The organism is Streptomyces tateyamensis (assembly GCF_003205575.1).
Lineage (GTDB): Bacteria > Actinomycetota > Actinomycetes > Streptomycetales > Streptomycetaceae > Kitasatospora > Kitasatospora tateyamensis.
In genome coordinates this window covers 30,778-43,487 of sequence record NZ_PYBW01000010.1, presented here as the reverse complement: position 1 = coordinate 43,487, position 12,710 = coordinate 30,778, and the positions used below count along the sequence as shown (strand labels likewise).

General features: G+C 72.8%; 10 protein-coding genes. 6 read left to right on the top strand and 4 right to left on the bottom strand.

The window, feature by feature from the left end; genetic code table 11:
- Nucleotides 1-56 precede the first annotated feature (56 nt).
- A complete protein-coding gene (locus C7C46_RS02270; RefSeq protein ID WP_110665045.1) occupies nt 57-818 on the top strand; it encodes a bestrophin-like domain in 762 nt (253 codons plus the stop codon).
- 69 nt (nt 819-887) lie between these two features.
- Here C7C46_RS02270 and C7C46_RS02265 read toward each other — a convergent pair whose 3' ends face one another.
- Nucleotides 888-1,913: a Rossmann-fold NAD(P)-binding domain-containing protein gene (locus C7C46_RS02265; protein WP_110665043.1), complete on the bottom strand. Its 1,026-nt coding sequence runs from the start codon at nt 1,911-1,913 to the stop codon at nt 888-890.
- A 243-nt stretch (nt 1,914-2,156) separates the two neighbouring features.
- Entirely contained in the window at nt 2,157-3,950 is a 1,794-nt protein-coding gene (locus C7C46_RS02260; RefSeq protein ID WP_146258963.1) for a BACON domain-containing protein, read from the bottom strand.
- A 139-nt stretch (nt 3,951-4,089) separates the two neighbouring features.
- Between C7C46_RS02260 and radA the strand changes: the two genes are divergently transcribed.
- Both radA and disA read left to right on the top strand, forming a co-directional pair.
- Complete coding sequence (radA, locus tag C7C46_RS02255; protein WP_110665038.1) at nt 4,090-5,595, top strand: DNA repair protein RadA; 1,506 nt, start codon at nt 4,090-4,092, stop codon at nt 5,593-5,595.
- A gap of 168 nt (nt 5,596-5,763) precedes the next feature.
- Complete coding sequence (disA, locus tag C7C46_RS02250; protein WP_181442152.1) at nt 5,764-6,822, top strand: DNA integrity scanning diadenylate cyclase DisA; 1,059 nt, start codon at nt 5,764-5,766, stop codon at nt 6,820-6,822.
- A 112-nt stretch (nt 6,823-6,934) separates the two neighbouring features.
- On the opposite strand, the gene C7C46_RS34700 is transcribed toward disA, so the two are convergent.
- A complete protein-coding gene (locus C7C46_RS34700; RefSeq protein ID WP_181442146.1) occupies nt 6,935-7,831 on the bottom strand; it encodes a hypothetical protein in 897 nt (298 codons plus the stop codon).
- A 128-nt stretch (nt 7,832-7,959) separates the two neighbouring features.
- Here C7C46_RS34700 and C7C46_RS02235 point away from each other — a divergent pair, with 128 nt between their 5' ends.
- On the top strand, nt 7,960-8,856 hold the full coding sequence (locus tag C7C46_RS02235; RefSeq protein WP_110665031.1) for an HhH-GPD family protein: 897 nt from the start codon (nt 7,960-7,962) through the stop codon (nt 8,854-8,856).
- Nucleotides 8,857-8,975: 119 nt separating this feature from the next.
- Here C7C46_RS02235 and C7C46_RS02230 read toward each other — a convergent pair whose 3' ends face one another.
- Nucleotides 8,976-10,574, bottom strand: coding sequence for an MDR family MFS transporter (locus C7C46_RS02230; RefSeq protein WP_110665029.1), 1,599 nt, complete (start codon nt 10,572-10,574; stop codon nt 8,976-8,978).
- A gap of 176 nt (nt 10,575-10,750) precedes the next feature.
- On the opposite strand from C7C46_RS02230, the gene C7C46_RS02225 reads away from it, so the two are divergent.
- Complete coding sequence (locus tag C7C46_RS02225) at nt 10,751-11,365, top strand: TetR/AcrR family transcriptional regulator (RefSeq protein ID WP_110665027.1); 615 nt, start codon at nt 10,751-10,753, stop codon at nt 11,363-11,365.
- 39 nt (nt 11,366-11,404) lie between these two features.
- Nucleotides 11,405-12,601, top strand: coding sequence for a threonine aldolase family protein (locus C7C46_RS02220; protein ID WP_110665025.1), 1,197 nt, complete (start codon nt 11,405-11,407; stop codon nt 12,599-12,601).
- Nucleotides 12,602-12,710 lie beyond the last annotated feature (109 nt).

The window sequence follows — 12,710 nt, the reverse complement described above, 5'->3', positions numbered from 1 at the left end:
TTTCCCGTCGCCGGCTCGCTCGGCCGGTCGCTCCCCTCACCGAGAAGGCTGTACGCATGACTGTTGAGGACATCAGCATCCTCCTGATCACCATGGTCCTGCTGGCCGTGGCCCTGAAAATGCTGCAACGCTGGGTCCCGCACCCCATCCGGGAGTCCCACAACGACGTGGCGGGGTTCATCTTCGCCGCCGTCGGCGTGCTCTACGCGGTGCTGCTCGGCTTCGTGGTGATCACCGTCTGGACGGGCAACGACGCGGCCCGCAAGACCACCTTCGAGGAGGCCGACGCGCTGGCGGGGATCTACTGGATCTCCCGCGAACTGCCCGCCCCGCTCGGCCCGCAGCTGGAACAGCAGACCCTCGCCTACGCACGGACCGTGCAGGACACCGAGTGGCCGCTGATGGCCGACCACCACAGCAGCCCCGCCGCCACCAAGCTGGTCTACGACATGCGCAGCTCGGTCTTCTCCATCAACCCGGCCACCAGCCAGCAGCAGGTGCTCTACGAGCACGCCGTCTCGCACCTGGAGAGCCTCGCCTCGGAACGCCGGGCCCGGCTCAACCAGGTGGACGACGAGGTGCCGGTGCTGCTCTGGGTGGCGCTGATCGTCGGCGGGGTGCTGACGGTCGGGTTCACCTTCCTGTTCGGGCTCTCCAACACGCTGGCGCACAGCCTGATGGTGCTCTCGCTCGGCGCGCTGGTGGTGGTCTCGCTGCTGGTGATCAAGGAGATGAACTTCCCGTTCGCGGGGGCCACCGCGGTGAAACCGACGGCCTTCGACGTCTTCCTGCAACGACTACCGGCCCCGCGCAGCTGAGACGCTGACGGCTGACGGTGGGTCACCCCTGTTTCTGGGGTGGCCCACCGTCGGTTTGGCCCGGCGGGTTCAGTTGGCGGCGAGGAACTCCTGGAGGATCCGGCGCTCCTTCTCCGGGTCGATGCCGAGCGGCTCGCCGCCCTGGGTGTAGGGGGTGTCACGCGGGCCGCGCTCCTGGATCCAGGCCCAGGTGGCGGCCACCGTCTCCCGCAGCGGGCGGCAGCGCAGGCCGGCCGCGACCGCCTTGCTGCTGTCCGCCTGCCAGATGCCGATCGGCTTGCCGTCCTCGAACTCGGCGGCCCAGAGCGGGATCTCGCTCCAGGTCTCGATCTTGTGGGCGACCAGCAACTGGTCCGGCACCCAGACGAACTCGGCGTCCGAGCCGGTCACCTCGCGGCAGGCGGCCAGCAGGTCGCCGTAGCTGCTGGAGCCGGGCAGCGCGGTGGTGACGTAGCTGCCGGCCGCCCCGCGCTCGGCCAGGTCGAGGCCGAAGACGGCGAAGTCCGCGGCGTCGATCAGCTGGATCGGCAGGTCCGGGCGGCCCGGGGCGAGCACCTGGCCGCCGCGGGCGATCCGCTCCAGCCACCAGGGCAGCCGGCCGACGTTCTCGTGCGCGCCGATCAGCAGCCCGCAGTTGAGCAGCAGCGAGCGGTCCGGGCCGAACTCCGCGAGCACCGCGCGCTCGCAGCCCGCCTTGAGCGCGGTGCTGAACGGCAGGTCGGCCGGCGAGTCGGCGGAGCACTCGTGAAGCGGGGACTCCTCGCTGACCGGTTCGGCGGGCCAGCCGGCGAAGGCGTGCACCGAGGAGACGAACAGGTAGCGGTCGGCGTGGTCCTTGAGCAGGGCCGCCGAACGGCGGACGGCGTGCGGCTGCTGGCCGCTGGTGTCGATCACCAGGTCCCAGTGCTCCCCGCCGGCCACCAGGGCGTCGAGGTCCTGCGCAACCGTGCGGTCGCCGCGCCGGGCCTCCACCCCGGGCAGGTCGGTGCCGGAGCGGCCGCGGTTGAAGGTGGTGACCTGGTGGCCACGGGCAAGGGCCTCGGTCACGAAGGCGCGACCGAGGAAGACGGAACCACCGAGCAAGAGGATTCGCATACGCGCAGCCTGCCCCGCACCGGGGCCCCGCGTCCCACCCGTTCGCCCTTGGCGCAGCCGGTTCGCTCCCCGCGAAGCGGGGGCCCGGGGTGGCAGGGGTGCACCTACGTGGGGGTGGCCCGCCCCGGGGAACCTGCGCGGGCCACCCCCAGCTGACGCAGCGCGCGGGCTTTAGCTGAATTTTTATGTGCGGCGCGCAACATGACGCCGCGCCGCGCAGTCTTGATAAGTGGCTGACCGGGGTCAGCGCTTGGGTGACGAGGATGACGACGGGGAGACGGACGTGCTTGAGCTCGGCGAACTCGGAGAAGCGGTGGGCGTCGGTGAGCCGCTGGCCGAGGGGCCCGATGTGGGGTTCGCACTCGGGCTCGCGCTGCTGCTCGGCGGGCTGCTGGCGCTGCTGCCGGAGCTGGGCGTCTCCGAGGGGGTCGGGTTCGCGCTGCCGCTGGGGTTCGCGCTGGCGCTGGGCGTGGGCGAGGAGTCCGGGGACGGCAGGCCGCGCCGGTCCCCGCCGCCCTCCAGCGTGACCACGGCCTCGGAGGGCGGCAGCGCGATCTGCGCCGTCCAGTGGTCGGACGGGGCGCGCTGATCGTCCACGGTGACCGTCACCGTGAGCCGCTGACCGGGTGCCAGGGTCCCTGAGTCCCGGCTCAGCCGCAGCCAGTCGCAGCTCACCACGGCATGCCAGTCCAGCGGGGCGTTTCCGGTGTTGGTCAGAGTGAGCACGGTCCGGTTGCCGTACTCACCGGCCGCCACGTCCAGCCGCGCGCCCGCGCCGGCCCCGGGAGCACCAGGCGCACCGGGAGCACCCGGAGCCCCCGGGAGCAACGTTTCTGCACCTGGCGCCACCGGCCCCCGCACCACGGCCGCCACCAGCCCGTGCCCCGTCCCGAACGCCGGTCCGAGCGGCTGCTGCGGTGCGGCCCCGTCGCTCCCGGGCAGGGGAGCCACCGGCACGGGGGCCGGGTCGGCCGCGCCCCGGGGGTCCACCCGCACCGAGGAGACGCTGGCGGTCGTGGCGCTGCCCGGTGTGCCGTCCTGATGCGCCAGCCAGAGCGCGACCGGCGGTGCGGAGAGCACCGCGGCCAGCACCCCGGTGGCCAGTGCCCGCTGACGCACCAGCACGGTGCGTTCGTGCAGGTCGCCGCCGGGGCGGTGCCGCTCCAGCAGGCTCGGCGCCCGGTGCCGGGGGAAGCCGGTGCGGTCGAACCGGGGGAGCACCTGGGTGGGCTCCGCCCGGGTGGACTCCGGTCCCGCCTGGCCGGACCCACCGCCTGGCAGCGGCAGCAGCGCCAGCGGTGCCCCCAGCCCGGTCAGCTCGCTGCCCACCCGTTCCGCGGTGCCGCGACAGGTCGGGCAGGCCACCACGTGGTGCAGCAGCTCGCGCCGCAGCGCCGGACCCAGCACCCACTCCCGCCAGTGCTCCGCGCCCGCGCCGCCGAGGCGGGCCAGCTCCGGACAGTTGCCCACGCCCAGCACGGCCAGGGCGCGCCGGGTGCGCACCACCTCCTCGGTGGCCGCCGCCAGCAGCCGCTGGGCCTGCTCCGCCCCGAGGCCGAGCACCGCGGCCACCTCCAGCGGCGTGAGCCGGTGCCGGGCGGCGAGTTCCAGGGCCTCGCGCTGCTCCGCGGTGGTGCCGGCCGCCTCGGGCCAGGCGAGCGCGGCAAGCTCGCGGCGCCGCCCCCGCAGGTCGGCCGGGCCGGCACCCTGGGCGCCCCGGGCCTCGCGGGGGTCCCGGGCTTCCGGGGCTTCCCGGCCCCCCCGGGTCTCGCGGGCCTCCCGCCCGTTCCCGCCGCCGGACTCCCAGACCCCCCGGGGCTCCGCGAGGCGCCGGAGGCAGGCGTAGCGGGCCAGCGAGTACAGCCACGCGCGCTCCATCCCGGCAGCGGCCAGCCGGTCCTGGTTGGCCAGCGCGAGCTCGCGCACCTCGCCGACCGTCGCCACGGCTGCGTCGCGCTCGCAGAGCACCGAGAGGCAGTACGTGTAGAGGCCGTCGGCCAGTCGCCCATACGTCGTCAGCACCGAAGGAGCAGTCACGAACCCGAACATAGGGATTCGACCCGGCCGACTTTCAGTTCATCGGCCCCTTTGTCCTTCTTTCGGGTAACAGCACCGCGTCACCCGTAACCAATGCGGGAAGCGGGCGCTGTCACCGGCACCAGCTACGGTGGCCCCCATGGCAGCCCGTACCTCGAAGACCACCGCCAAGCCGCGCCCGGCCTACCGCTGCACCGAGTGCGGCAACCAGTTGCCCAAGTGGGTCGGTCGCTGCCCGGAGTGCAACGCGTGGGGCACCGTCGAGGAGTACGGCGCCGTCCCGATCCGCACCACCGCGGCCGGCCCGGTCAGTGCCCCGGCCCGTCCGATCGGCCAGGTCGACGGTCAGGTGGCCACCGCCCGGTCGACCGGCGTGCCGGAGCTGGACCGGGTGCTCGGCGGCGGCCTGGTGCCCGGTGCCGTGGTGCTGCTGGCCGGCGAGCCCGGCGTCGGCAAGTCCACCCTGCTGCTGGACGTGGCCGCCAAGGCCGCCTCCGCCCAGCACCGCACCCTCTACGTCACCGGCGAGGAGTCGGCCGGCCAGGTGCGGCTGCGCGCGGACCGGATCAACGCCCTCTCCGACCACCTCTACCTGGCCGCCGAGCAGGACTTGGGCGCGGTCCTCGGGCACATCGACCAGGTCGGCCCGGGCCTGCTGATCCTGGACTCGGTGCAGACCATCGCCTCCGCCGAGCTGGACGGCGCGCCGGGCGGCCCGGCCCAGGTGCGCGAGGTGGCGGGGGCGCTGATCCGGGTCTCCAAGGAGCGCGGCATGGCCACCCTGCTGGTCGGCCACGTGACCAAGGACGGCCAGATCGCCGGCCCGCGCCTGCTGGAGCACCTGGTGGACGTGGTGCTCAGCTTCGAGGGCGACCGGCATGCGCGTCTGCGGATCATCCGCGGCGTCAAGAACCGCTACGGCGCGACCGACGAGGTCGGCTGCTTCGAGCTGCACGACGAGGGGATCGAGGGCCTGGCGGACCCCTCGGGGCTGTTCCTGACCCGGCGTGACAAGCCGGTCCCGGGCACCTGCCTGACCGTCACCCTGGAGGGCAAGCGCCCGCTGGTGGCCGAGGTGCAGGCGCTGATGGTGGATTCGCAGATCCCCTCGCCGCGCCGCACCACCTCGGGTCTGGAGTCGCCGCGGATCGCGATGATCCTGGCGGTGGTCGAGCGGCACGGCGGGGTCAAGCTCGGCAAGCAGGACATCTACACCGCCACCGTCGGCGGGGTGAAGCTGACCGAGCCCTCGGCCGACCTGGCGGTGGCGCTCGCGGTGGCCAGCTCCTCCACCGACACGCCGCTGCCCAGCAACCTGGTGGCGATCGGCGAGGTCGGCCTGGCCGGCGAGGTGCGGCGGGTGACGGGGGTGCAGCGCCGGCTGGCCGAGGCGCACCGGCTCGGCTTCACCCACGCCCTGGTCCCGCCGGACCCGGGCAAGGTTCCGCCGGGCATGAAGGTGGTCGAGGTGGCGGACATCGGCGAGGCGCTGCGGGCCATCCCGGGCCGGCGCGGCCGGGCCGCCAAACCCCGTACGGAGCAGCGGCCGCAGGGGGGCCAGACGCCGCCGGTCCCGGCTCCGGCGGCCTACCCGGAGGAGCTGATGGGCGGCTGGGAACCGGTCGATTCGGACGAACTGGTCTGACCGAAGCACCGTCAGTGCGGCCGCACCGTAGACTTTGCCCTGACCAGTACCAGATCGGGCAGTAAGCAACGAGGGGCCGGGGCCACAGCGGTGAGCGGTCCGGGCAGCCGGAGGAGTCACGTGGCAGCGAGCGACCGGGCGGAGAAGTCGCCCCGCGAGGAGGCCCTGCTGCGCTCTTCGCTGCAGGCGATCGCCCCGGGGACCCCGCTGCGCGACGGCCTGGAGCGGGTGCTGCGGGCCAACACCGGCGGGCTGATCGTGCTCGGCTTCGACAAGACGGTGGAGTCGTTGTGCACCGGCGGCTTCGTGCTGGACGTCGAGTTCACCGCGACCAGGCTGCGCGAGCTGTGCAAGCTGGACGGCGCGGTGGTGCTGGACAAGGACATCACCAAGATCGTGCGGGCCGGCGTGCACCTGATGCCGGACGCGAACATCCCCACCGACGAGACCGGTACCAGGCACCGCACCGCGGAGCGGGTCAACAAGCAGACCGGGTTCCCGGTGGTCGCGGTCTCGCACTCGATGCGGCTGATCGCCATGTACGTCAACGGCGCGCGCCGGGTGCTGGAGGATTCCACCACCGTGCTCTCCCGGGCCAACCAGGCGCTGGCCACCCTGGAGCGGTACAAGCTGCGCCTCGACGAGGTGGCCGGCACCCTCTCCGCGCTGGAGATCGAGGACCTGGTCACCGTCCGGGACGTCACCGCGGTGGCCCAGCGGCTGGAGATGGTCCGGCTGATCGCGGCCGAGATCGCCGGCTACGTGCTGGAACTCGGTACCGACGGGCGGCTCCTCTCGCTGCAGCTGGACGAGCTGATCGCGGGCGTGGAGCCGGAGCGCGAGCTGGTGGCCCGGGACTACTTCCCGGAGCGGGCCGCCAAGCGCGGGCGCACCGTGGCCGAGGTGCTGGCCGACCTGGAGACGCTCACCCACGCCGAGCTGCTGGATCTGCAGACGGTGGCCAAGACGATCGGGTACTCGGGCTCGCCGGAGTCGCTGGACTCGGCGGTCTCGCCCCGCGGCTACCGCCTGCTGGCGAAGATCCCGCGGCTGCCCAACACGGTGATCGAGCGGCTGGTCGAGCACTTCGGCGGGCTGCAGAAGCTGCTCGCGGCGAGCATCGACGACCTGCAGGCAGTCGAGGGCGTCGGCGAGACCCGCGCCCGCTCGGTCCGCGAGGGGCTGTCCCGGCTGGCCGAGTCCTCGATCCTGGAACGCTACGTCTGACCCGGGCAGCTGACGGACCGTTTCACCAACACCCCGTCAGCCCCGCTGCCCCGGCGATGTGCGCAGCGCCGGGGGTCGGACAGTCCCCGGTACCGCGTCAGGTGTCGACGGCTCAGGGGTCCAGCCGGGTCGAGGTGCGGGCCGGGACGGGGCCGCCGGACGGGCCGGTCAGTTCGGCCTGGACCAGGTAGCTGCCGGTCGGGGCGGGGCTGGTGTCGGTGGGGGTGGCGCACTGCGGCTTGCTGCGGGTGCGGTCCCAGACGAAGGTCTCGGTCAGCGCGGTGGCGGGGGAGACCTGCACCCAGCGGCCCTGCTTGTCGGTGACGCAGTCGGCGGAGGACCAGATCCGCTCGTTGGCGGCCGAGCTGACGGTGATCGCGGCGGCGGCCTGGCTCAGGTCCACCCGGCACTGGTTGCCGGAGGCGTTGCGGATCTTCAGCTCGAAGGTGGGCTTGTCCTTGGGCTGGTAGGCGTTCTGGGTCCCGGCCAGCTCCAGGGTCAGCTGCGAGGCGGTGCAGACCGGCAGCGCCATCACCTCGCCGGTGTTGATCGGCGGAGTGCCCCCGCCACCGCCACCGGAACCGCCCGAGCCGCCCGAGCTGCCGGAACCCCCGGTGCCACCGGCACTGCCGCCACCGTTCGCCGCGCCGCTCGGGTCGCCGGTCGCCGGGGAGCTCGGGGAGCCCGTGCCCCCGGTGCCGCCGCCCGTGCTGCTGCCGCCGGTACCGCCGGTACCGCCGGTACCGCCGCTGCCGCCACCGGTGCCGCCCGGGCGGCTGGAGATGGCGGGGCCGGTCGGCGGGGCGCCGGGGGTGATCGAGCCGGCCGCGCTCGGCGTGCCGCCGCTCGGCACCGGCTTGCCGCTCGCCTGCTTGCTGCCGCTGCCCTGACCCGACGTCAACCAGAACACCAGTGCTGCCACCGCGGCGAAAGCGGCGAGCACAACCACCCGCCGCCGCCAGTAGATCGAGGCGGGCAGCGGTCCGACGGGCTGACGCAGAGAAGGCACGACCAAACTCTACGAGAGCCGGAGCACCGCTTGTCGCACCAACACCTCGGTCGCCTGTCGATCTTTCTGATGATCCGGAATTTCCGCTGTTCGGGGGAGGTGGCCGACTGTGCGAGGATCGACGGACCATGGCGACTTCGACGCTTCCCACCCCGGCTCCGCTGCTCCATTCGATCGTGCTCGACTGGTACCGGGAGCATGCCAGGGACCTGCCCTGGCGCACCGAGCAGGCGACGCCCTGGGCGGTGATGGTCAGCGAGTTCATGCTCCAGCAGACTCCGGTGAAGCGGGTGCTGCCGGTCTGGGCGCTGTGGCTGGAGCGCTGGCCGACCCCGGCCGCGCTGGCCGCCGAGCCGGCGGGGGAGGCGGTGCGGGCCTGGGGCAGGCTCGGCTACCCGCGCCGGGCACTGCGGCTGCACGCCGCGGCGAGCGCGATCGTGGAGCGGCACGGCGGCCTGGTGCCGGAGGACCACGCGCAGCTGCTCGCGCTGCCGGGGGTCGGCGAGTACACGGCCGCGGCGGTGGCCTCCTTCGCCTTCAAGCAGCGGCACGCGGTGCTGGACACCAACGTGCGCCGGGTCCTCGCCCGGGCGGTGGGCGGGGTCGAGTACCCGGCCAACGCGACCACGGCGGCCGAGCGGAAGCTGGCCGCCGAGCTGCTGCCGCAGGCGCCGGAGGTGGCGGCGGAGTGGGCGGTGGGCGTGATGGAGCTGGGGGCGCTGGTCTGCACCGCCCGTTCGCCCGAGTGCGGCGGCTGCCCGCTGTTCGAGCAGTGCGCCTGGCAGCGGGCCGGGTGCCCGCCCCACCAGGGTCCGCCGCGGCGCGGGCAGACCTACGAGGGGACCGACCGGCAGGTGCGCGGCAAGCTGCTCGCGGTGCTGCGGGCCCAGCACGGGCCGGTGCGGCGCGGGCAGCTGGACGTGGTCTGGCCGGACGAGATCCAGCGGGCCCGGGCCCTGGACGGGCTGGTCAGCGACGGGCTGGTCGAGCCCCTGGCGGACGGGCACTACCAGCTGCCGCGATAGCCGCGCCCCAGCACCTCCCGCACTCCCACTGCCCCACCCCCCGGCACCCCCTGCACCAACGCAGAACGGCAGGGCCCGAAGGCCCTGCCGTTCCGTCGTTCCCGGGAGGTGACGCCAGGTCAGTGCGCCGGGGCCTCCAGCGCGGCGCCCTCTGCGGCGCCCTCGCCCGCCGGCTGGCCGGCGCCGCGCAGCGGCAGGCCGCGCAGGAAGAGCGAGGCGGCGATGGCGATCAGGCTGATCACCGCGGCCCAGAGGAAGACCGAGTGGATGCCGTTGGAGACGGCGTGGTGGATCGCGTCCCGGTACTCCGGCGACAGGGTCTTCAGCAGGGCCGGGGTCAGCTCGGCGCTGTTGCCCGACGACGTCGGCAGGTGCGCCGCTTCGATGGTCGACGTCATCCGGTTCGCGTAGATCGTGCCGAACAGCGCCACGCCGAAGGAGCCGCCGATGGTGCGGAACAGGGTGGCGGTGGAGCTGGCCACGCCCATGTCCTTGAGCTCCACGCTGTTCTGCGCCACCAGCATGGTGATCTGCATCAGGAAGCCCATGCCGGCGCCGAGCACGGCCATGTAGACCGCGGAGGTGAGCCGGGTGGTGTCGGTGCCCAGGGTGGAGAGCAGCAGCGCGCCGCCGCCCATCACGCAGGTGCCGATGATCGGGAAGATCTTGTACTTGCCGGTCTTGGTGACGTACTGGCCGACCACCAGCGAGACCACCAGCATGCCGAACATCATCGGCATCAGCAGCAGGCCGGAGTTGGTGGCCGAGGCGCCCTGGACGAGCTGCTGGTACTGCGGCAGGAAGGTCACGCCGCCGAACATCTGGAAGCCGACGATGAAGCCGACGATCGAGACCACGGTGAAGTCGCGGTTCTTGAACAGGCCGAGCGGCAGCATCGGCTCCTCGACCCGGGCCTCCACGTAGCAGAAGCCGATCAGCGAGGCGATGGCCAGCACACCCAGGCCGATGATGTGCTTGGAGGTCCAGCCGTAGTCGTGGCCGCCCCAGGTGGTCAGCAGCACCAGCGAGGTGATGCCGGTGGTGAGCAGCGCGGCACCCACGTAGTCGATCTTCGCCTTGGCCGTGACCTTCGGCAGGTGCAGCGTCACCACGACCACGGCCAGCGCGACCGCGCCCAGCGGGATGTTGATGTAGAAGATCCAGTGCCAGCTGAAGTGGTCGGTGATGAAGCCGCCGAGCAGCGGGCCGCCGATGGTGGCCAGCGCCATCACGGCCGCGAACAGGCCCTGGTACTTGCCGCGCTCGCGCGGCGAGACCAGCGCGCCCATGATCGACATCACGCCGACCATCAGACCGCCGGCGCCCAGGCCCTGGAGGGCGCGGAAGCCGATCATCTCGTTCATGTTCTGCGACAGGCCGGCCAGCGCCGAGCCGATCAGGAAGATGACGATCGAGGTGATGAAGGTGCCCTTGCGGCCGTAGAGGTCGCCGAGCTTGCCCCAGATCGGGGTGGCCGCGGCGGTGGCCAGGGTGTACGAGGTGACCACCCAGGCCAGGTGGTCGGCCCCGTGCAGGTCACCGACGATGGTGGGCATCGCGGTGCCGACGATCAGGTTGTCGAGCATCGCCAGCAGCATGGTGATGACCAGACCGATCATCACCAACCGGACCTCGCGCGCCGAGCGCTGCGGGCGCTCGTCCTGTGTCGCTGGGGCGGGCGGGTTGTCCGCCGTCGCCTCGACCTGCTGTTGTGCCATGGTGCGTCTCCCGGAAGCGCCCGTGGGCCCGCGCGACGCGCGGGCCGAATTTCTTGCTTACTTGCCGACCGGCTAGTTATCCGTCCGAGGGCACGGTAAGGTCTGCGTAAGCTGGGCGTCAAGCCGAATACGGTGTGCCCCTCCCTCGGTAGCAAGCTAGGCAGGCCACGAACCCCATGAGTACGACGCAGAGCCCTCGCAGCGACACCCGCACCAGGATCATCGCGGTGGCCCTCGAGCTGTTCTCCGAGCAGGGGTACGAGAAGACTTCGCTGCGGGAGATCGCCGACCGGCTAGGGGTCACCAAGGCCGCGCTCTACTACCACTTCAAGACCAAGGACGACATCGTCCACGGCATCGTCCAGACCATGGCCGCGCCGATCGACGAGACCATCGCCTGGGGCGAGCAGCAGCAGTGGTCGCCCGAGGTGCGCGACGAGCTGATCCGCCGGTTCGCGGCCGGGATGGCCGAGCGGGCCCCGCTGCTGCGGTTCTTCCACGAGAACCAGCCGGCGTTGCGCGAGTCCTCGGCCGGCCTGGAGTTCAAGGACCGGATGATCCGGATGATCCGGCTGGTGCAGGGCCCGGACGCCTCCTTCGAGGACCGGCTGCGCGCGACCATGGCGCTGTTCAGCATCAACTCGGCCTTCTTCCTGCTCAAGAACGACCAGGAGGGCCTGGCCCAGCACCTGGTCGACCCGGGCAACGAGGCCAAGGTGCATTCGGTGCACGAGGCGATGGACGCGGCGCTCACGGTGGCCACCGAGATCAGCGGACTGATCAAGGGCTGACCCGTTCCCGTCGCCCGGTGCCGGGCGGACCATCGGGGGATGACCCAGGAACCGAACGTCTCCCCGGCGCCCTACCAGGGCGTCGACGACCGCCGTTTCGCGCTCTGGCGCGGCAGCAGTCGCATCCTGTCCGGGCCGCGGCCCGCCACCCTGCACGAGCGCCTGGCCGAGCTGGGCGCCGACGCCCGCGCCTGCGTCGGCCCCGCCGAGCGCCCGGACAGCTACGGCGACGGGCTGGTGGCCACCCTGGAGCAGCGGGTGGCGGACCTGCTCGGGTACCCGGCCGCCGTCTTCTTCCCCACCGGCACCATGGCCCAGCAGGTGGCACTGCGCTGCTGGGCGGCCCGCCGGGGCAGCCCGGTGGTGGCCGGCCACCCGCTGGCCCACCTGGAGACCCACGAGCGGCGCGCCTTCAACCGGCTGACCGGCCTGCAGAGCATCTGGCCCACCACCGCGCCCCGCCACCCAACCGCCGCCGAACTGCGCGCCCTGGACGAGCCGTACGGCGTGCTGCTGGTGGAACTGCCGCTGCGGGCAGCCGGCTTCGTGCTGCCGGACTGGGCCGAACTGGTCGCGCTGGTCGCCCAGGCCCGGGCGGCCGGCGCCGCCGTGCACCTGGACGGCGCCCGGCTGTGGGAGGCGGCCGCGTACTACGGCCGCCCGCCGGCCGAGCCGGCCCGGTTGGGCGACTCGGTCTACGTCTCCTTCTACAAGGCACTGGGCGCGATCAGCGGCGCCGCGCTGGCCGGCCCCGCCGACCTGGTGGCCGAGGCAAGGGCCTGGCGGCACCGGTACGGCGGCCAGTTGTACCAGCAGTGGCCCGCCGCGCTGTCCGCGCTCGGCGCCCTGGTGCGCGAACTCCCGCGACTGCCGCAGTACCTGACGCAGGCCCAGGTGCTGGCGGAGGGACTGCGGCGGGCCACCGCCGCCGTTCCGGGCGCCCGGATCCACCCCGATCCACCGCAGACCCACCAGTTCCAGCTGTGGCTGCCGTACCCACGCGAACTGCTCGCCGAAGCGACGCTGCGTCAGGTCGAACGCAGCGGCGAGGCGCTGTTCGGCACCTGGTGGGAGAGCGGTATTCCTGGTCTGAGCATGACGGAGATTTCCGCCCTGGCGCCCTCGCTGAGCTGGACCGCCGACCAGGTCGCGCAGGCGATGGGCCGGTTCCTGGAACTGCTCGACGGCCCGGGGTCCGCAATTTCCGCAAAAGCGGTGGCGCCCACCCTGTACTAGGGCGCTTATGCACTAGGACACTTCGCCATCGATGCGGGACCGTTGCGTGTTCACGCACTTATTCGATTTGAAAGGGGGGATCCTGGTGAGCGGCGCATGATGGGTGCAG

Coding starts and splice junctions, on each gene's coding strand:
- C7C46_RS02270 (WP_110665045.1), top strand. CDS start 57: ATGACTGTTGAGGACATCAGCATCCTCCTGATCACCATGGTCCTGCTG.
- C7C46_RS02265 (WP_110665043.1), bottom strand. CDS start 1,913: ATGCGAATCCTCTTGCTCGGTGGTTCCGTCTTCCTCGGTCGCGCCTTC.
- radA (WP_110665038.1), top strand. CDS start 4,090: ATGGCAGCCCGTACCTCGAAGACCACCGCCAAGCCGCGCCCGGCCTAC.
- C7C46_RS02235 (WP_110665031.1), top strand. CDS start 7,960: ATGGCGACTTCGACGCTTCCCACCCCGGCTCCGCTGCTCCATTCGATC.
- C7C46_RS02230 (WP_110665029.1), bottom strand. CDS start 10,574: ATGGCACAACAGCAGGTCGAGGCGACGGCGGACAACCCGCCCGCCCCA.
- C7C46_RS02225 (WP_110665027.1), top strand. CDS start 10,751: ATGAGTACGACGCAGAGCCCTCGCAGCGACACCCGCACCAGGATCATC.
- C7C46_RS02220 (WP_110665025.1), top strand. CDS start 11,405: ATGACCCAGGAACCGAACGTCTCCCCGGCGCCCTACCAGGGCGTCGAC.